This window comes from Hyphomonas sp. (assembly GCF_016125515.1).
Classification (GTDB): Bacteria; Pseudomonadota; Alphaproteobacteria; order Caulobacterales; family Hyphomonadaceae; genus Hyphomonas.
Map to the genome: position 1 here is coordinate 195,640 of NZ_WGLO01000001.1, position 18,476 is coordinate 214,115.

At 64.0% G+C, this 18,476-nt stretch carries 20 protein-coding genes and 1 other RNA gene; 16 read left to right on the forward strand and 5 right to left on the reverse strand.

The genetic code is table 11. The annotated features are described in order from the left end of the window. The first annotated feature begins 69 nt into the window (after window positions 1-69). The 4 genes from GC148_RS00890 (at window position 70) to GC148_RS00905 (ending at window position 2,969) form a co-directional block, all read left to right on the forward strand. Window positions 70-1,404, forward strand: a complete 1,335-nt coding sequence (locus GC148_RS00890; RefSeq protein WP_291068138.1) for an oxygenase MpaB family protein — start codon at window positions 70-72, stop codon at window positions 1,402-1,404. Window positions 1,405-1,412: 8 nt separating this feature from the next. Then, window positions 1,413-1,765, forward strand: a transfer-messenger RNA (tmRNA) gene (gene ssrA, locus GC148_RS00895). 84 nt (window positions 1,766-1,849) lie between these two features. Continuing rightward, complete coding sequence (locus GC148_RS00900) at window positions 1,850-2,494, forward strand: DUF5671 domain-containing protein (RefSeq protein WP_291068139.1); 645 nt, start codon at window positions 1,850-1,852, stop codon at window positions 2,492-2,494. Next, window positions 2,484-2,969: a hypothetical protein gene (locus GC148_RS00905; protein WP_291068140.1), complete on the forward strand. Its 486-nt coding sequence runs from the start codon at window positions 2,484-2,486 to the stop codon at window positions 2,967-2,969. Before GC148_RS00900 ends, GC148_RS00905 begins: the two co-directional genes overlap by 11 nt. A gap of 13 nt (window positions 2,970-2,982) precedes the next feature. Here the strand turns inward: GC148_RS00905 and GC148_RS00910 are convergent, their stop codons facing one another. Both GC148_RS00910 and GC148_RS00915 read right to left on the reverse strand, forming a co-directional pair. Then, window positions 2,983-3,675, reverse strand: a complete 693-nt coding sequence (locus GC148_RS00910) for a glutathione S-transferase (RefSeq protein ID WP_291068141.1) — start codon at window positions 3,673-3,675, stop codon at window positions 2,983-2,985. Between the two features lie 49 nt (window positions 3,676-3,724). Beyond that, complete coding sequence (locus GC148_RS00915) at window positions 3,725-5,677, reverse strand: S9 family peptidase (protein ID WP_291068142.1); 1,953 nt, start codon at window positions 5,675-5,677, stop codon at window positions 3,725-3,727. Window positions 5,678-5,826: 149 nt separating this feature from the next. Here GC148_RS00915 and GC148_RS00920 point away from each other — a divergent pair, with 149 nt between their 5' ends. Next, window positions 5,827-7,191, forward strand: a complete 1,365-nt coding sequence (locus tag GC148_RS00920; RefSeq protein WP_291068143.1) for an ectonucleotide pyrophosphatase/phosphodiesterase — start codon at window positions 5,827-5,829, stop codon at window positions 7,189-7,191. 62 nt (window positions 7,192-7,253) lie between these two features. Here the strand turns inward: GC148_RS00920 and GC148_RS00925 are convergent, their stop codons facing one another. Next, window positions 7,254-7,532, reverse strand: a complete 279-nt coding sequence (locus tag GC148_RS00925; RefSeq protein ID WP_291068144.1) for a hypothetical protein — start codon at window positions 7,530-7,532, stop codon at window positions 7,254-7,256. A gap of 185 nt (window positions 7,533-7,717) precedes the next feature. Further along, a complete protein-coding gene (locus tag GC148_RS00930) occupies window positions 7,718-8,956 on the reverse strand; it encodes an aminotransferase class I/II-fold pyridoxal phosphate-dependent enzyme (protein WP_291068145.1) in 1,239 nt (412 codons plus the stop codon). A 200-nt stretch (window positions 8,957-9,156) separates the two neighbouring features. Between GC148_RS00930 and GC148_RS00935 the strand changes: the two genes are divergently transcribed. The 5 genes from GC148_RS00935 to GC148_RS00955 all read left to right on the forward strand — a co-directional run bounded on the left by GC148_RS00935 (window position 9,157) and on the right by GC148_RS00955 (window position 12,629). Further along, on the forward strand, window positions 9,157-9,618 hold the full coding sequence (locus GC148_RS00935) for a ClpXP protease specificity-enhancing factor SspB (RefSeq protein ID WP_291068146.1): 462 nt from the start codon (window positions 9,157-9,159) through the stop codon (window positions 9,616-9,618). Window positions 9,619-9,629: 11 nt separating this feature from the next. Beyond that, on the forward strand, window positions 9,630-10,082 hold the full coding sequence (locus tag GC148_RS00940; protein WP_291068147.1) for a PaaI family thioesterase: 453 nt from the start codon (window positions 9,630-9,632) through the stop codon (window positions 10,080-10,082). Window positions 10,083-10,090: 8 nt separating this feature from the next. Then, entirely contained in the window at window positions 10,091-10,687 is a 597-nt protein-coding gene (locus GC148_RS00945; RefSeq protein ID WP_291068148.1) for a hypothetical protein, read from the forward strand. A 79-nt stretch (window positions 10,688-10,766) separates the two neighbouring features. Beyond that, the gene (locus GC148_RS00950; RefSeq protein ID WP_291068149.1) at window positions 10,767-11,996 is read left to right on the forward strand and encodes a cytochrome P450; all 1,230 of its coding nucleotides are present in this window, start codon (window positions 10,767-10,769) and stop codon (window positions 11,994-11,996) included. Between the two features lie 258 nt (window positions 11,997-12,254). Then, window positions 12,255-12,629, forward strand: a complete 375-nt coding sequence (locus GC148_RS00955) for a hypothetical protein (RefSeq protein ID WP_291068150.1) — start codon at window positions 12,255-12,257, stop codon at window positions 12,627-12,629. Between the two features lie 145 nt (window positions 12,630-12,774). Here GC148_RS00955 and GC148_RS00960 read toward each other — a convergent pair whose 3' ends face one another. Beyond that, window positions 12,775-13,134: a RusA family crossover junction endodeoxyribonuclease gene (locus GC148_RS00960; protein ID WP_291068151.1), complete on the reverse strand. Its 360-nt coding sequence runs from the start codon at window positions 13,132-13,134 to the stop codon at window positions 12,775-12,777. 132 nt (window positions 13,135-13,266) lie between these two features. Between GC148_RS00960 and fumC the strand changes: the two genes are divergently transcribed. The 6 genes from fumC (at window position 13,267) to GC148_RS00990 (ending at window position 18,470) form a co-directional block, all read left to right on the forward strand. Beyond that, entirely contained in the window at window positions 13,267-14,673 is a 1,407-nt protein-coding gene (gene fumC / locus GC148_RS00965) for a class II fumarate hydratase (protein WP_291068152.1), read from the forward strand. A 96-nt stretch (window positions 14,674-14,769) separates the two neighbouring features. After that, window positions 14,770-15,573, forward strand: coding sequence for an SDR family oxidoreductase (locus tag GC148_RS00970; protein ID WP_291068153.1), 804 nt, complete (start codon window positions 14,770-14,772; stop codon window positions 15,571-15,573). A gap of 31 nt (window positions 15,574-15,604) precedes the next feature. Continuing rightward, window positions 15,605-16,057 carry a GNAT family N-acetyltransferase gene (locus GC148_RS00975; RefSeq protein WP_291068154.1) on the forward strand — a complete coding sequence of 151 codons (453 nt, stop codon included), beginning with the start codon at window positions 15,605-15,607 and terminating at the stop codon, window positions 16,055-16,057. Window positions 16,058-16,144: 87 nt separating this feature from the next. Continuing rightward, window positions 16,145-17,671 carry a type IV secretory system conjugative DNA transfer family protein gene (locus GC148_RS00980; RefSeq protein WP_291068155.1) on the forward strand — a complete coding sequence of 509 codons (1,527 nt, stop codon included), beginning with the start codon at window positions 16,145-16,147 and terminating at the stop codon, window positions 17,669-17,671. Window positions 17,672-17,737: 66 nt separating this feature from the next. After that, window positions 17,738-18,043: a PepSY domain-containing protein gene (locus GC148_RS00985; RefSeq protein WP_291068156.1), complete on the forward strand. Its 306-nt coding sequence runs from the start codon at window positions 17,738-17,740 to the stop codon at window positions 18,041-18,043. Between the two features lie 130 nt (window positions 18,044-18,173). Continuing rightward, a complete protein-coding gene (locus GC148_RS00990; RefSeq protein ID WP_291068157.1) occupies window positions 18,174-18,470 on the forward strand; it encodes an aspartate decarboxylase in 297 nt (98 codons plus the stop codon). Window positions 18,471-18,476: the final 6 nt, after the last annotated feature.

Sequence of the window (18,476 nt, forward strand, 5' to 3'; positions counted from 1 at the left end):
GTGGAAAATCTGAGGATTACTTACATTATTGCAGCACCGGTGCCAATCCCGTGCGCCAGAGGAGTCAGGATGCAGGTTTCGCTCGAACATGTCCGCCAGCGCATTGCGTTCCAGAAGGACGCCTTGCCGGTGATGTATGGCGAGGTCGATTTTTCGGCAACGCCGGAGCGCTACACCGACGACATCTCGGTCTCCTCGATGGCGGCCTATGCGGACCGGTTCCCGCCGCCGCCTGCCGATATGGTTGAGCGTGTAAAGGCCTATACGATGCTGGGCGATGTCACCGCAGACGCCTATGCCGCGCTGATCCCGAAATACGGTTTCCGCCGGCTCGTCGGCATGCTGCAGCAGGCCTGCGAGCGGGGCGTCGAGGCGGTGGCCGATGCGCCGCCCGAACTCGTCGCCCTGATCCGCGAGATGGAGGCGAAGCCGGCCTGGCTCGACATGGACCTCGTGCGCCGCGGCGCGGAACTGAACCGCCTGCCGATGGCCATCTTTGCCCCCTGGACCATCCGGGGCGCTTTCCTGGCCACCTTCATGAACAAGTATACAGCGCTGCCCATGGCGCTGACCGGCACCTTGTCCAACACGACCGCCGCCAAGCGCGTCAACGAAACCGCCACCTTCTTCACAGTTACCACATTGCCCGGCGCGCTGGAGCCGCGCGGGGAGGGGTTCAAGGCGGCGGCCATGGTGCGTCTGATGCACTCGATGGTGCGCTTCAACGTGCTGCGCGGCATGAGCGGCTGGGACAAGTCCGTCTACGGAATACCAATTCCGCAGGTCGACCAGATGCCCGCCGGCCTGATCGATGTGTTCCTGCTCGCCTATAAGATGAAGGAAGAAGGCCGCACCGAATTCACGGAGGACGAGCGCGCCCGCGTCGAATTCAGCCGCTATCGCTGCGTCCTGCTCGGCCTGCCGGAAGACCTGCTGATGGATACGCCGCAAGGCATCATCGACATCATGAATGCCCGCAGCGCCTCGATCCGCCAGGGCTTCGACGACGCAACCTGCGGCGAACTGGTGCGCGCCACCATGGCCGCCTATCTGCCGCCCGATCGCTCACTCGGTAACCGCATCCGAAATACGCTCGAAGGCCGCGTGGCCCGCCTCGTGCTGGTCAAGAATTTCCTGGGCGGCAATGCCCAGGCCGCCCGCGACATGGGCGTGCCCGTCGGCCCGGTGGACTATGCCATCGGTATCGTCATCCTCTCGATGATCACGCTCAAGACCGCGTTCTACAGTCTCGCACTGAAGACACCCGGCCTGAAGGATCTGGCCGACCGGCGCCTGGTCGCGAAGATCCGCCGGCTGCTGCGGCGCTACGGCAATGCCGAGTTCACCACCAATGCCGAAGCCTACCGTCCCGCGCCCGGTGCGGTCGCTGTTAAGCCTGGTTAAGGATTGAGGGGCTTATCAGCCCGGCCATCATCGCCTATATGTGTCCTGTCTTCGGACTATGGCGATAAACGCGCGTGTAATAAGCGGCTCGGACCCGGGGGCGGTACCCGGCAGCTCCACCAAAAGACGGCTCAGCGGCCGTTTCCTGATGGGGCTGAAATAGTGTCGACGGACGTGTAAAAACGAGGCTTTCGCTCGCTTGAGCTGCGTTAGAAGCTCAAAAGCAAATAGTTGCAAACGACAACTTTGCTGAGGGCGAACTGCTCGCCGCGTAAGCGGTGCTCGGTTTTTCCGACTTAACTCCTAGGGTTTCAGACCCCTAGGCGGGGCCCGGGGGCGCCTGGCAACAGAAGCCCCCACCTATCTCCTATCCTTGGCCTTCCCGTCCCTCTTGCGCTCCCTCGCGCGCGAGCAGAAACTCTTCTGCAATCACGGGGAGATGCAAATGGCCAATTCCACACTGACGTCTTTCGTGAAGGAAGCCCTGGAGAAGGGAGAGGGCCGCGACGGCATCCGTGCGGCGTTGCTCGCCGCTGGTTGGCGGGCAGGGGAGGTCGACGAGTCACTCAGCGCATTCGCCGATGTCGCCTATCCCGTCGCCGTGCCCAAACCGGCCATCTATCTCTCGGCCCGAGAAGCCTTTTTCTACCTCCTCTTCTTCATCCTACTCTCGATCGTCTCGTTCAATCTTGGCTCTCTCCTCTTCGCTCTGATCGACAAGGCAGCGCCGGACGCGCTCGCGGGCGACAACTACTACTTCGGCGGCGCGGATTCCCAGATCAACGGCGCTGTCGCGGGCCTCATTGTCGCGGCGCCGATCTTCTTCTGGCTCGCCCGAATTCTGCTCAAGGCGCGCCGCACCAATCCCGCGCTCCAGCGTTCGCGCATCCGCAAATGGCTGATCTATGTCAGCCTCGTTATCGCAGGCTGCGTACTCGTTGGCGATGCCATCTCGCTCGTCTACAGTTTCCTCAGTGGCGAGCTGGGTACGCGGTTCTTCCTGAAGTCCCTCGTCGTGGCGGCAATTGCCGGCGCGATCTTCGGTTACTTCATCACCAATGCGGAACGGGACGAAGCCCATGGCATCTGACCGGCACACGCTCTTCGCCTATGCACTTGGCGCCGTCATCCTGGCCGCTATCGTGGCGGGTCTCGCAATCACCGGCGGTCCCGGAAAGGCTCGAATGCTCCGGCAAGACGCTCTGCGGATCGACGCCCTCTCGGACGCCGCCCGCGCGCTCGCCTGCTACTATCAGGCTAAGGACGAAATTCCGGAAGACCTTTCGCTCGTCGATGCCGAACTCGCCATCGCCAATGCGGATGTTCACGAGCGGGAAAACTGCTCCGCTTCGAAAGTTGCCAGAGACCCGGTGAGTGGAGAAGCTTTTGTTCTTCGCCGCGATGGTGGCGCCGTTACCCATATCTGCGCCGTGTTCGCGACCGGGAATTCCTCCAACGGCGTCTACCGGCCCAGGGAATCTGGTATTGTGCCGACGCTCTACGAACCCCGTAAATCCGGCGGCGAGCACTGCTTCGCTATAAATCTCAACGCCGCACTCGACTGAGCCAGCTGCCCGCCTAAAGCAAAATCGTGCCTTTGCCGTCCTTCTCCATCGCGCGGATGTAGGAGGGGTATTCCCGCATCTGTTTGAGGAACCGGTGACCGTTGGGAAAGCGCTCCGCATCCATTCCGGCGCGGTGCGCGCACAGCTCCATCGAATAGCCCATCACGATGTCGGCCGCCGTCAGCTCATCGCCCGCAAACCACTTGCGCTTGCCCAGCGCCTTCTCGATCTCGCCCATCAACGCATTGAGGCGCGGGCCGAAGAAGCCGGCCTCCAGCGCATTGACCAGCGACTTTGCAATCGGCCGCACCAGGAAGGGCGCGCGCGTGGTCATCGCCAACATCACGAACTTGTTGGTGAGCAAGGGCTGCAGGCTGCCCTGCGCGGTGTGAAACCAGAACAGGTAATCCGCCCGCTCCGGCGTGCCCGCGGCCGGGCGCAGCCGCCCATCGCCGTACTGGTCGAGGATGTAGTCCACGATGGCGTTCGTCTCGGCCAGCGTGACCGCCCCGTCCGTGATCACCGGCGCCGTGCCCAGCGGCGAAATCGCCTTGTACGCCGCCGGCGCGAGCCGCGTCTTTGGATCGCGGTCGTAGAGCTTGATCTCGTACGGTGCGCCGAGTTCCTCCAGCAGCCACAGGATGCGGATCGACTGGGACTTCTCAAGGTGGTGCAGCGTGATCACGTTCGATCCTCCAGGCTTCAAGTATCAGTAGCCGGATATAGACCGCCCGCGCGCGCGGGCGAGGGGGCGATTACTCGACCCCCAGCACCTCCCGCAGGAACAGCGTCTCCGCCTTGCGCTGGGCCTCGCGGTTCGCCTGCTTGCGGAAGCCGTGGCCCTCGTCCATCGCCATCATGAACCAGGCCGTCACGCCGTTCGCTTTCAGCGCCGCCAGGATCTGCTCGGCCTCTGTGTAGGGCACGCGCGGATCGTTGAAGCCCTGGATCACCAGCATCGGCTTGGTGATCCTGGCGGCGTTGCGCAGCGGCGAGATCGCCTCGAAGAAGGCTGCGATTTCCGGATCGCGCTCGTCGCCATATTCGGCCCGGCGCAGGTCCCGGCGATAGCCTTCCGTATTCTCCAGGAAGGTCTTGAAATCCGAGATGCCGACAATGTCGATCGCGCCGGCAAGCCGGTCTGGATAATCGATGGCGGAGGCGAGCACCATGTAGCCGCCATACGAGCCGCCATACACAACCACTTTCTCCGCATCGAGGTCCGGCTGCGCCGCGATCCAGTCGAGCAGTGCGCCGATATCCTCAACCGATTTCTTACGGTTCAGGCCATTGTCCAGCGACACATAGGTCTTTCCGTAGCCGGACGATCCACGCACGTTCGGCACCACCACGGTCAGGCCAAGTTCCTTCGCCCAGTATTGATAGGTCGAGGAGAAGCCCGGACGCGACTGGCTTTCCGGGCCGCCATGGATCGAGATGATCACCGGATGCGGCCCGTCGCCTTCCGCACGGTAGATGAAGGCCGGAATGTCCATGCCGTCCGCATTCCTGTAGCTGAACATTTCCGGCGTGATGAAACCGTCCGGGTCGAGCCCGCCGGTCTCCGCCTCGGTCCAGCGCGTCAGGTTCAGCGTCGCCACGTCGAACGACCAGGCATCGGCCGGGCTCGTCGCGCCGTTGAAGGTGAAGCCGATCTGGCTGCCGCCCGGCGAGAAGACGAGCCCGCTCGCAATTCCCACCGGCAGGGTCGGTCCCGGACGAACCTGGCCGCTCTCCAGCTCCAGCAGGCGGATCGTGCCCAGCCCGCCTTCATTGACGGTGAAGGCCACCGTCTTCTCGTCTGGCGACAGCGCCCAGTCGGACACATCCCACTCGATGTTTCCGGTATAATTCGTCAGCGTGCCATCCGGCGCGATGCGCACCAGGTTCTGGAACTCGCTGTCCTTGTCGGTCACCGTCAGCACCGACCCGTCCGGCAACAGCGCCGCGCCCGAATAAGCCACATCATCGCCGGGATTGATCTCGGTCAGCGTGCCGGTGGCCACATCCAGGCTGAAGATCTGGCTCTTGGTGATCGACTGGTAGCGCTGCAGCAGCAGCGTCTTGCCATCGCCCGACCAGTCGACCGGCCCGATCGCGCCTTCGCCCTCCAGCGCCACCCGCAGGCTCGCCGGGTCTGCCGGGTCGGCAATCAGGATATCATTGTTCGGGTCGCCGGCCCGCGTGCGGGCCCAGGCGACCAGCGCGCCGTCGTCCGACCACAACGCCGCGCCATTGCGCGATCCGGGTTCGGAATATTGCGTCACCTCGCCGGTCTCCAGGTCGAACTGGTAGGACTGGTAATACTCGTCGCCGCCCCGGTCCTTGGCGAACAGGAACGCGCCGCCCTTCGGGCTCGCGTCGGCATTGTTCACCGGTTCCTTGTAGAAGGTCAGCTGGCGCCGCGCGCCGCCCGGCGAGCGCACTTCGTGCACCGCGTTCACATCGCCGAACCGGGTCGTGATGAGGATGCCGCCTTCGCCCGTCCAGTCCTGGAAGCTGTGGCTGCGCACGTTCTCGTAGCGCTCCATACGCTCCACCAGCGATGGCGGCGCGTCGGGAATGTTCTCGGTCACAAGGGTGCCTGTGGTCTTGCGCACCGTCTCGGCGGCGGGCGCCAGGGCTTGCGGTTCGGAGGCGGGCGCTGTCGCGCAGGCGCTGAGTGCAATCGCGGCGATCGAGGCCAGCAGGGCAGGGCGCAGGGTCATCTTGGTCTCCCGGTCTGTCAGTCTTGTTATGCGCACGGGTTTAATGCGTTTGCGCGCCGCGTCACTATTTTTTCAGTTCGCAGGCTTCACACGGGCGCATCAGATGGCGTCTAACACGGGCCACGACTCAAGCCGGCAGGGAGCACGCCATGGCCAGGATTAAACTTTGGGCTTCGGCGATGGCCGCGCTGCTGCTCGCTGCGGCCTGTGTGCATGAGACGCCCGCGCCGGCCCCCGCCGCCCCGGTGGCCGAAGCGGCTGCCCCCGAATCGCCCGCCGCCGCGCCGGAGGCGCCCGCCAGGCCGCAAAGCGTTCTGATGATCGGCCTGGATGGCCTCAACCCCGCTCTTCTCAAGGACTGGGACGCGCCCAATCTCAAGGCCCTCGCCGCGCGCGGCGTGCAGGCGGAGGCAATGTATCCCGTGATGCCCAGCCTCACCTTCGTGAACTTCTATTCCCTCGCGACCGGCCTCTATCCCGAACACCACGGCATGGTGACCAACTATCCCTATGATCCCACCACCGGCGAGATCTTCGATGTCGCCACTGGCCCGCAGCAGGAAAAATGGTGGCAGGGCGAGCCGATCTGGATCACTGCCGAGAAGCAGGGCCTGCCCACCGCCATCATGTTCTGGCTCGGCTCCGAAGTGGCGCATGACGGTGTGCGCCCCACCATCTGGACGCCCTACCAGCACACCAAGCCCTATCAGGAACGCGTCGACGAAGTCCTCGCCTGGTTCGACAAGCCGGAAACCGAGCGCCCTCGCTTCGCCGCCGTCTATTTCGACCGCGTCGATACCGCCGGCCACTATACCGGCCCGCGCTCGGACAAGACGAAAGAGGCCCTGCTCGAAGTCGATGGCTATGTCGGCCAGCTGGTCGATGGCCTTAAGGCGCGCGGCCTCCTCGATACGACCGACATCATCGTCGTCTCCGATCACGGTATGGCCAGGATCGAGGAAGAGAAGGTCGTCGAAGTGGGCCACTTCATCGACCTGAAACAGCTCGTCGTGCCGCAATTCACCGGCAAGTATGGCGGCTCGGCCCAGACCTTCATCCAGATCTACGGTAAGGGCGACGCGCTTGAGGCCGCCTATGAAGGCCTGAAGTCCGTGCACGAACATATCCACGTCTACCGAAAGGGCGAGATGCCCGCCCACTACCACATGGACCACCCGACCCGCGGCCCGGACCTCCTCGCCGTCGCCGATCCCGGCTGGACCATGCGCACCGCCGATGTCGGCGGCTGGAGCGCCCCGATCCCCGGCAACCACGGCTACGACAACCACGACCCCAGCATGAACGCCACCTTCATCGCCGCCGGCCCGATCTTCCCCGAAGGTATCACCGTCGCGCCGTTCGAGAACGTCAACGTCTACGGAATGATCGCCTGCGCCCTCGGCATCATGCCCGCGCAGACGGATGGCGACGCGGAGGTTGTGGAACGCGTCACAGGCGGGAAGTGTGCGGCGCCGAAGCCCCAGTTTGCGGTCGGCACCGCGTCATCAAATTAACTGCACAAAGCTATCAAGGCGACACTCAATTCGGTCGTTATGTTTTAGTGCGCTGGCCTTGTTTAGGATTGGAACAGGTGTCGCGCGGCGACGCCAATAACCTGTCCAACAACTTCGCTGATCGCTGCTTTGGATGCTTCCTTGGTCCCTTCGGCCGCGAGGTGTGAAAGTTTTTCTCCCAGAGGAGTTTTTCCCTGAATAGCATCAGGGAAAGCATTAAGTGCTTCGAATCCTTTTGGAGTAAGAACGGCTCGCGCAAGCTGGACGAAATGAAGACGAGCATCCCCCCGTGAAATAGCCCGTGTTTCGCAACCACTGAAGAGTGTCGCAACAAAATCCAATCTCTGGGTTCAACGTTGCCGTTTGGAGTTGACAAGTCGTAACTGCGTCCGGAAAACCGCCGCCCATCACTGCCTCAACCGTGTCCAATGTACAGGGTTGGGGAAATGTTAGGTACAGCTTCGCAGAAAAGTGCGCCGTGTATTGATTGAACCGCTCAATGTTCGATGACATCTCGAACGCTCCCTCAACTATACCGCGCCTCAACCTTCTCGCTCGTCACCCCCGCCCTCACATCCGCCAGCGCCGCCGCGAGGTCGCGCAGATAGTCGTCCGCGACCTCCGCATGCTTGGGTGACAGCATCAGGTGCAGGCTCTGCGGCTCGGCGGTGAACGAGGTGAACCAGCCGCGCGCCCGCATTGCGCCGTAGAGCGCCAGGGTATCCGCCTCGGGATGCCGGAACGCCATCAGCCCGAGCAGCGGCCGGCCGAGCACTTCAAAGCCCAGCGCCTTGACGCCCGCCTCGATCTTCTCCCGCGTCGCGCAGACGAGGCCCTGCTTCTCGCGGTAGCCCGAAACGCCCAACACATTCATCACCGCCCAGGCTGCCGAGATCGCGCCGCCCGGCCGCGTACCCGCCAGCGTCGGCGTCTTCATCGGCGCGCCGCTCCAGTCGCGGTAATTGAATGGCATGTGCTTGTAGAGGTCCTCCGAGCGGAACAGCACGGTCGAGGCGCCCTTGGCGCAATAGCCATACTTGTGCAGGTCCGCGCTCATGGAGTGCACCGCCGGCACCGCGAAATCGAAGGCCGGCACGGCCACGCCGTTCATCCTCGCAAACGGCGCGAAATAGCCGCCGACGCAGGCATCGACATGCAGCCACACCTTCTTCTCTGCCGCGACCTCGCCGAGCGCCGCGATGGGGTCGATGATGCCATGCGGGAAGTTCGGCGCTGAGCCGACCATCATGATCGTCGCCTCGTCCACCGCCGCCGCCATCGCGGCCGGGTCGGCCTCGAAGCTGCCATCGGTCTTCAGCGGCACGCGCCGCACGGCGATGTCCATCAGGTGCGCCGCCTTGTCGAAGGCAAGGTGGGCCGATCGCGGCAGAACGATATTGTGGCCGGTCTGCTGGCGGCCCGATTCGCGGGCAAAGTCGCGCGCGGTCTTCATCGCCATGGTGATCGAATCGGTCCCGCCGGAGGTGATCGCGCCGGTCGCCCCCTGCGGCCCGTGCAGCAGGCCGAGCGCCATGGCGATGACGTCCTTCTCCATCTGCGCGAGCGACGGGAAGGCGAGGGGGCCTAGCCCGTTCTCCGCCATGAACAGCGCGTAGGCCTCTTTCTGGACATGGTGAATGTCCTCGCCGGCATTGAAAACATAGACGGCAGTGCGGCCGCTGCGCCAATCCACGTCCTTGCCGCTGCGCGCGACCATCTCCTCGCGCACCTCGTTCCAGTCGCGGCCTTCGGTCGGCATTTGCATGGCGCTGGCTCCTCCTGTTCGCGCCGCCAGCGTATGCTGCGGGCGCGCAGCTGGCCAGATGTCCCGCACGATGCAGCGCACAACGGCGCGCGAGAGAAAAATAAATGCTCGCGTGTTGCGCTAAGGGCGTTGCGGCCTTCCTGCGGTCTGCGTAATTTACATCTCGATAACCTATCAACATCGGGAAGAGCGGCGCCAGGATGACGGACTACATCGGATATGAAGCGCTGACCCAGGCTGCCATGCGCGGCGTCGTGCGCGAGGCCCTGCGCCGCGCCAAGTCGAATGGCGGCATTCCGGGCGACCATCATTTCTACATTTCCTTCCGCACCCGCGCGCCGGGCGTGAAGATCGCGGACCACCTGGTCCAGCGCTTCCCGGAAGAGATGACCATCGTCATCCAGCACCAGTACTGGGACCTCGAAGTCCATGAAGGCCATTTCGAGATCGTCCTGAAATTCTCCGGCGTGCCGCAGCACCTGTCGATCCCGCTGGCCGCGATCACGCGCTTTGTGGACCCGTCGGTGAATTTCGGCCTCACCTTCGAAACGCGCGGCCGCGATGCCGGCGTGCTCGCCCCGGCCACCGAAGTCGTCGCCGAGGCGCCGAAGGCTGCGCCGGCCGAAACGGTGGTCAACCTCGACGCCTACCGCCGCAAGTAAGGCCCCGGCGTTTGACCGAAGAGACCAGACCCCGCGTCTCAGATGCCGAGATGCTGGCCCGTTTCCAGAACTCGAAGAAGCGCCCGCCCTGTTCGGATACGCTGGGCATGCGCCTTGCCGCGCTCAGCCAGGACGACCAGTGGGTGCGCATGGAGTTCGATGTCTCGCCCAGCTTCGCCAATCCCACCGGCGCGGTGCAGGGCGGGTTCATCTCCGCCATGCTGGATGAAGCGATGAGCACTGCCGTGATCATCGCCTCCAACGTCACGATGACCGCGCCGACCCTCGAGATGAAGACCAGCTACCTGAAACGCCTGATGCCCGGCAAAGCCTCGGTCGAGGCGCGCATCCTGAGGCTCGGCAAGTCCGCCTGCTTCATGGAGGCGGAGTGTTTCGACGCCGAGGGCGCCCTCGTCGCCAAGGCCACGGCCACCGCAATCCCGATGCCCTTCAAACGCCTCTGAGGCCGCCAATGCGCCTGCAACGCCTTTTGGCGCTGACCCTGCTTGTTCTCTCGGCCTGCGCCGCGCCAGAAGCGCCGCCCGCCGAAGCGCCGTCGCCGATGATGGTGATCGAGGGGCCGGCTCAGGGCCCGTATGGCGGGCCGAACACCGACGCCGAATGGGCCCGCGTCACCCGTCTCCAGCGCGCAGACATTCTTGCCCGCGCCGAAGCAACGACTGAAGCGAAGGCCCGCTTTGCCCTGATGATGGATTGCGGCCGTTACGCGTCAGATTATGGCTCGCGCAAACTTTTCGATGAGTCGAATGCCGGCTTGCCGAAAGACGAAGCCTGCCTCGCAAAGTCGTCCCAGGCGACCGCCGCCTTCTATGCCGAGGCTGACAAGGCCATCACCCTCAGCGAGATGGACCGCTTCCAGTATTACAACTCCGGCCTGATCCAGGACCGCGAGGAGTTCCGCGAGCAGGGCGACGCCGCCGCGCAGCGCGCCTACCTTCAGGCAAAGATTGAAGCTTGCTTCGCAGCGCCGGACCAGCCGCCCGGTCTGACCGCCGGATTGCTCACCGATTGCCCGATCGACCTGACCGGCGGGCCCATCGCCAGATAGCCGGCGTCGATTCCCCGCGCCATCGCCGGATAAATCGGCTATAGTTGTGCCATAACAATAACTCCCGGGGAGAAGATCCATGGCCGACGATCCGAAGACGCCGCCCGGCGTCCCGAATTCCATTCTCGATATCTCTGCCTTCAATCCGGTGGCGCGCGACAATCCGCACCCGATCCTGCAGTCGTTGCAGTCGGGCTGCCCCGTGATGCGCGATGAAGCCGCGAAGGTCTGGGTGCTCAGCCGCTACAAGGACATCCGCGACACGGTGAACGACCGCACCTTCGTGCGTCATCCGCTGAACGCCGACCCGGACTCGATCACCGCCCGCCTGATCGAGGAAGGCAACGAGCGCCGCACCAGCATCCTCTTCCTCGACGATCCGGACCATGCCCGCATCCGTCAGCCGCTCGCCAAGGCCTTCTACGCCCGCATCAACAAGATGCGCCCCGAGATCGAGGCCATGATCGATGAAATCATCGACGCCGCCCCTGCCAGCGGCGCGTTCGACCTGATGGAAGAGATCGCGGTGCCGGTGCCCGTGCTGGTGATCGCCCGCATCCTCGGAGTCGATGAATCCCGCTTGGCCGATTTCCGTCAGTGGTCGGAAGATGTCATCCTCGGTCTGAACCCCGTCCGCACACCGGAGGAGAATGCCCGCATGTTGTCGGGCGGCGAAGCGCTCGACACCTATTTCGGCGAGCTGATGGAGGCCCGCCGCGCTGCCCCGCAGGACGATCTCGTCACCGACATGGTGCAGCTGCAGGCGAGGGGAGAGGCCAATATCGCGGATGACGAAGTCCGCCTCAACCTGCAGGCCCTTCTGGTCGGCGGCAACCTCACCACCACCGATCTCATCGGCAACGGCATCTGGCTCCTGCTCACCCATCCGGAACAGGCCGCCGCCCTGCGCGCCGATCCCTCGCTCGCCGCTCAGGCGGTCGAGGAAGTGCTGCGCTATGAAGCGCCCGTACAGGTCACCTCCCGCATCGTCGAGCAGGACCGCACCGTTGCCGGCTGCCCGATGCACAAGAGCCAACCGGTCTTCATGTCGCTCGCGGCGGCAAACCGCGACCCCGAAGTCTTCGAGGCAGCGCAGGATTTCGACATCACACGAAAACGTGCCAGTCACATCGCGTTCGGAGGTGGCCCGCATATCTGCATCGGTGCGCCGCTCGCGCGTATCGAGGCGCGGCATGTCTATCTGAAGCTGCTGGAGAGATATCCGAACCTGCGCCTCGCCCCCCAGGCCATGAACTGGCGCACGCTGCCCTTCTTCCGGGGCCTCGAGACGCTCATCGTCGAGGGCTGAGGCAGGCGCTACGCAACCCCTCTCCCGCCTGCGGGAGAGGGGGGGGGCCGCGCCCGCGGGGCGTGGGAGGTGAGGGGCTTACGCAACAAAATCCGTATGCCCCGGAAACAAAATACCGAGCCAATTCCTCGGCTTGTAAAATAGTGGGGCAAAACTTGTGCACCCCCCCCCCCCCCTTGAGGCGGAGTTATTCTCCGCTTCATGACGCGCCTTCAACGCCTCCTCTGAAGCCCAGCTTACCGCCCCTGGTTCGACCAGGTGCATCCGATCTTCTGGCCAGTGCTCTGGTGGCAGCTCGAAATGACGATTGCGTGGATGAACCGCACCGGCATCACGGATGTGTTGCTGACGATCCACTGGTGGGGCGGAGTGGAGATCGTTTTCACCGGCGACAAGCTGCCCGACCCCTCCGCCTACAGACCATACGTCCTGACCCGGCCTCGCTGGAACAGTCCCTGCCGGGAAAACGATGTGCCGCTGGCCTTCGCGTGCGATCCCCTGACTGTGCGTCTGGACTTCAGCTCAATCTGCCCCTGCGTCGCGGGGGAGGTGACGGCGAAGCAGGCAGCGGGGCAATCTCCCGCACGCTCTTTCCCAACACCTCCTAGCGCTGCCTATCAAAGCTTATCCTGAGCGAAGTCGAAGGATGGGCGCGTGCGCAAACGCCTGACGACTCGCTCGATCCTTCGACTTCGCTCAGGATGAGTTCCTTGAAATAATGCCAATTCCAACCGGCCCGCACCCGCTGCGTCCGGGCACTCGCGCTGCCGGAAGGCCATTACCCCATCGCCTCGGCGCGCAGCCAGATTCCGTCGCGCTCGGCGCCTCGCCGCTCCACCAGCAGCCGCGCCACCTGATGGTCATCCTCGAACACATTCCCGGTGAGCGAATCCAGCAGCGCCTTGGCGAGGTTGTCGAGGTCCATCCACGGCGCGTCGCCCATATGCTCCATCACGATATGGATGCTGTAATCGCCATAGCCCGGTCGCAGCGGCGGGAAGTCCTTGCGGAAGAACTCCTTCAGCAGCGTCTTGTAATACTTCGTCTGCGTCGTCAGCCCGGTGCACGCCACCTCCAGTGCGCCGTCCTCGGTGATGCGCGCCCGCACCTTTCCGCTCTGGATCCAGTCTGTGTTCATCGCTTCCGAATAGGCACAACCCGGCCGCGCTGCAACGACCCCCGGTGCCGCCCCGCCGCGAGCGCCCTTGAAGCTTCCCCGCCGCCTCGCTAGACCGCCCGGGCAGATCATCCCAGACCCGAGGAGCCCCGCATGGCCGCCAAGACCCCCGACACCCGCACGGAAACCGATACCTTTGGCCCCATCGAGGTGGAAGCCGACAAGTATTGGGGCGCGCAGGCCCAGCGCTCGCTTGGCAATTTCAAGATCGGCTGGGAAAAGCAGCCCGTGCCCATCATCCGCGCCCTCGGCATCGTCAAGAAGGCGGCGGCCGAGGTGAACATGGCCCTGCACAAGATGGACCCGCTGGTCGGGCGCGCCATCATCCAGGCCGCCGACGAGGTGATCGAAGGCAAGCTCAACGCGCATTTTCCGCTGGTCGTCTGGCAGACCGGGTCGGGGACCCAGTCGAACATGAACGCCAATGAGGTGATCTCCAACCGGGCCATCGAGATCCTCGGCGGCAAGGTCGGCTCCAAGGCGCCGGTCCACCCGAACGACCATGTGAACATGAGCCAGTCCTCGAACGACACGTTCCCGACCGCCATGCACATCGCCTGCGCCGAAGAGGTCGTCCATCGGCTCGTGCCGGCGCTGCAGACGCTGCACAATGCGCTGAACGACAAGGCCCAGGCCTGGAAGGACATCATCAAGATCGGCCGTACCCATACCCAGGATGCCACCCCGGTCACCCTCGGTCAGGAATTCTCAGGGTACGCCAAGCAGATCGAGAATGGCATCAAGCGCATCGAGATGACGCTGTCCATGCTGATGGAACTGGCCCAGGGCGGCACCGCTGTCGGCACCGGCCTCGCCTCGCCGGCCGGCTTTGCCGAGATGGTCGCCGACAAGATCAGCCAGATCACCGGCCTCAAATTCACCTCCGCCCCGAACAAGTTCGAGGCGCTCGCGGCCCATGACGCCATGGTGATGACCCACGGCGCCATCGCCACGGTCGCGATGAGCTGCTTCAAGATCGCCAACGACATTCGCTTCCTCGGCTCGGGTCCACGTTCTGGACTGGGCGAGCTGGCCCTGCCGGAAAACGAGCCGGGCTCGTCGATCATGCCGGGCAAGGTGAACCCCACTCAGTGCGAAGCGATGACCCAGGTCTGCGCCCATATCCACGGCAACAACGCCGCCATCGGCTTTGCCGGCTCGCAGGGCCATTTCGAACTCAACGTCTTCAACCCGATGATGGCCTACAATTTCCTGCAATCGGTGAAGCTGCTCTCCGATGCCGCCATCTCGTTCACCGACAATTGCGTCGTCGGCATCGAACCGCGCCTCGACAACATCCAGCGCGGCCTCGAGAACTCGCTGATGCTGGTGACGCCGCTGAAGGAAAAGTACGGCTACGACCTCGCCGCCAAGGTCGCCAAGACCGCTCACAAGAATGGCACGACCCTGAAAGTGGAAGCCCTGAAACTCGGCATCTCCGAAGCCGACTTCGACGCCATCGTCCGCCCCGAAAAAATGATCGGCCCAGATCCAGCCTGAGAGCGGGGCGGGCCGATCCGGACGATTTTCCGTTGCCGTCAGGCTGCGGGTCCTGCACTACGACCGGAGAAACTCCGGGAGTGAAGGGAAACGCGCATGGACTTCGGCAATCTGTTTTCGGTCAACGGCAAGACGGTGGTGATTACGGGCGGCTCGCGCGGCATTGGCGAGATGCTGGCGGCGGGCTTCCTGGCGAATGGCGCCAAGGTGATCATTTCCTCGCGCAAGGAGGCCGCCTGCCATGAAACGGTCGAGCGGCTGAAAGCCCAGTTCGGCGGCGAGATCTACGCCATCCCGTCCGATGTCGGCCAGATGGACGGCATCCTCCACCTCGCCGGCGAGATCGCCAAGCGTGAAGACAAGGTCAACGTCCTCATCAACAATGCCGGCGTCGCCTGGGGCGCTTCGCTCGACGAGTTCCCGGAAAAGGGCTGGGACAAGGTGATGGATGTCAACGTCAAGGGCATCTTTTTCCTGACGCAGAAACTGATGCCGCTGCTGCGCAAGGCGGCGAGCGCCGACAATCCGGCGCGGGTCATCAACATCGCCTCGATCGACGGCATGCACACCTCGCCGATGAGCGGTTATGCCTATGGCACGTCAAAGGCCGCCGTGATCCATCTGACGCGCTTCATGGGCTCGCAGCTGGCGAAAGAGCACATCCTCGTCAACGGCATCGCGCCGGGTCCGTTCCCGACCTACATGCTGTCCACCGGCGTGGGGTACAAAGGCGAGACCGAGGGGGTGGACTGGGACGCCATCGGCTCGCGCAGCCCCGCCGGGCGCGTCGGCCGGCCCGAAGACATCGCAGGCCTCGCCATGTTCCTGTCCTCGAAGGCCTCGGCCTATATCAACGGCCACACGATCCCGTGTGACGTCGGCATCGTCTCGGCGAGCTGACCCGCCGCGACTTGCGAGAGGGCAGGGCGCCATGCAGATCCTGCGCGTGCACCACCGGCTGCCGCCCGGACTTGAGAGTCTGGCGGCGGTTGCGGCTGCCGGGGGCGTGCGCAATGTCCGCCTGCTGATCGAAAACTGGGAGAGCGGCGCGCAACGGTTCGATCAGGCCGGCGCTGCATTGTTTGCGGCAGTGGAGGGCGAAACGGCCGCCGCCATCAGCGGCGTACGGCGCGAGACGGACACGGATGAGTCTGCGATGCGGATGCACCGCTTCTACGTCCATCCTTCATACCGGCGGCTGGGTCTCGGATCGCGTCTTGCGCGCGAAGTCATGGCTCACGCGCTCAGCCATGCATCCGTGTTGACGTGCAATGCCCGCGCGAGCGAAGCGGCCGCGCCCTTCTGGGAAGCGTTGGGGTTTGCAAAAGTCGATGGCGTCAGCTATACGCACATATTCCGTGCCGGGATGAATTCCGCTGCATAGCAGCCATGCGCGATTTCCCATAAAAATCCGAATTGACATTCAACAAGTGTTGAGGGAGCCTCTTCCCATAAGGAGGAACCAAGCACCATGTCATCGTCATCTGAGACTCCACGGGGCTGGGAAACCGGGGGGGCAGGGACGAACAAGCCAAAGCGCAAGGCAGCGGCATCGACCAGGAAGAAGGCTTCGGCAAAGCCGAAGCGTGATGCGGCGAAAGCTGCCAGATCAGGTGCGGCGTGCAAGCGCCAGCCAAAAACTCCAAAAAAAACTCCGAACACGGATAATCCAGTCCTGCGCGCCGGTGACCGGCTGTTGCTGGGCTGGCAGAAGGAAGTGGTTTCCCGGCCCATCGGCTTCCGCGACGGGCCTGCGCCCGAAACGCAAGCCAGCGCCGGCGATCCGATCTGGCTGGACGGCGAGGGTCACCTGTTGACCGTCGCGCCCACCGGTGCCGGAAAGGGCCGAGGCGGCCTGATTCCGAACCTGCTCACCTACGAAGGTCCGGTGATCGTCATCGATCCGAAGGGCGAGGCCTGCCATACCACCGCGCGGCGCCGCCGCGAAATGGGCCATACGGTGCATGTGCTCGATCCCTTCTCGGTGATCTCGGACCAGACCGACAGCCTGAACCCGATGGATGCGTTCGACATCCCGGGCGTGGACCCTTCGGCACTGGCCCTGGACATCGCCAAGCAATTGTCCGGCGGCGGAAGCATCGGCAAGGATCCCTTCTGGGATATCCGCGGGCATGATCTCTCCGCAGGCGTGATTGCAGCGATTGCAGCGACGCGCGAGAAGGGCCAGCGCAACCTGATCCAGGTGCGCCGCCTGCTGAAACTGGACGACAGCACCTACAATCTGGCGGTCATGCTCGACACGCTCGGCGGCAAGCTGCCTTCCTTCGCCTATGAGGAAATCTCGAACTACCTTCAGGTCACGGACGTTACCCGCTCGGGCATCCATGCCACGGCCTGCAGTTATTTCTCGGTGATAGCCTCGGCCGCCGCGCAGCGGACGGTCAGCGATTCCACCATCGATCTGGCGGCCGTGCGGCGCGGCGACCCGATGACGATCTACCTGGTCGTTCCGCCCACCAAGCTCGCCAGCCATGCGCCGCTCTTCCGGCTGTGGACGGCGGCGCTGATGTCGGCCGTGCTCTCGCGCGACGGCGCCTTGCCGAAGCACCGGACCCTGTTCGCCATCGACGAGTGCGCCCAGCTCGGGGATTTCGGCCTCCTGCCGATGGTCTACACGCTGGCGCGCTCATACGGCATGCGAGTCTGGGCCTTCTTCCAGGACCTCGCGCAGATCAGACGGTCGCTGCCCACGGAATGGGAAACCGTTCTCAACAACACGGCGGCCATTCAGGCCTTCGGTGTGCCCGGCTTCCTGTCGGCCTCCCAGCTCTCCAAGGTGCTGGGGGACTTCTCGGACGAGGCGCTGCGCCGGATGGATTGGAGCGACCTCGCGCTGCAGATCTCGGGTCAGCGGGGCATCACCGTCCGGCGGCTCGATTATCTGACCGATCCCGAGTTTGCCGGGCTGTATGACCCGAACCCGTTGATGGGTGGCAAGCCGCCCAGCGGATCAGGTGGTCCGTCCAACGCGCTCTGAACGCTTTTTCAACTCGCGTTGTGGACCGCCCGTGCTATGGCTCCCTCCCAGACAGAGGAGGGAACCATGACCAGACGAATCAAAGGGGCCCTATCAGCGGCCGCGCTGGCAATGTTTGGCGCCGGCGCCGCGCTGGCGCATGGTGGCGACGACCGGGGACCTTCAGCTAACTTCGAGGTCACCCGCAGTGAGGCGGTCGATATCGCCGAGGCCGAAGGGATTGTCGACGTGTGGGAAGTGGAAGCCCGCCGCGGCGTCTGGAAAATTGAAGGGGCAGACGCCGATGGCAGCAAGCTCGAGGTCGAGATCGACGGTCTGACCGGCGATGTCGTCAAGGTCGAGCGCTACCGGAAATCCGGCAGCACGCCCTGATCTGGAGACTTTTTGGGTGGCGAGGGCCTTCAACAGGCTTTTATTCGGCATTTGAAGGTTTGGCTGACGGCGCGGCGGCGGGCGGTTAGGATAGCGCACGAGAATCACCCGCACCCAGAAAGGCCCGCTCATGTCCAAGCCCCCCGTCGGCTCGAAAGCCAACCCGTCCCAGTTCGATGTGCTGCCCAAGCTGGCACAGGACGAACCTTATTTCGTGATCCGCGCGCACGACCCGCTGTCCTCGGCGCTGGTTGAGCTGCATGCCTATATCGGCGCGGGCCAGTCGGGCGCCGCCCACAACAAGCTCGCCGAGATCATGGCGATGACCTCGCAGAAGCCGCCGCGCCCGGCCTCCAGCCCGAAATACCGCGAAACCTTCGCCATCTCGCTGGCGATGGAACAATGGCGCGAAGCCAACAAGGACTGAGCCGTC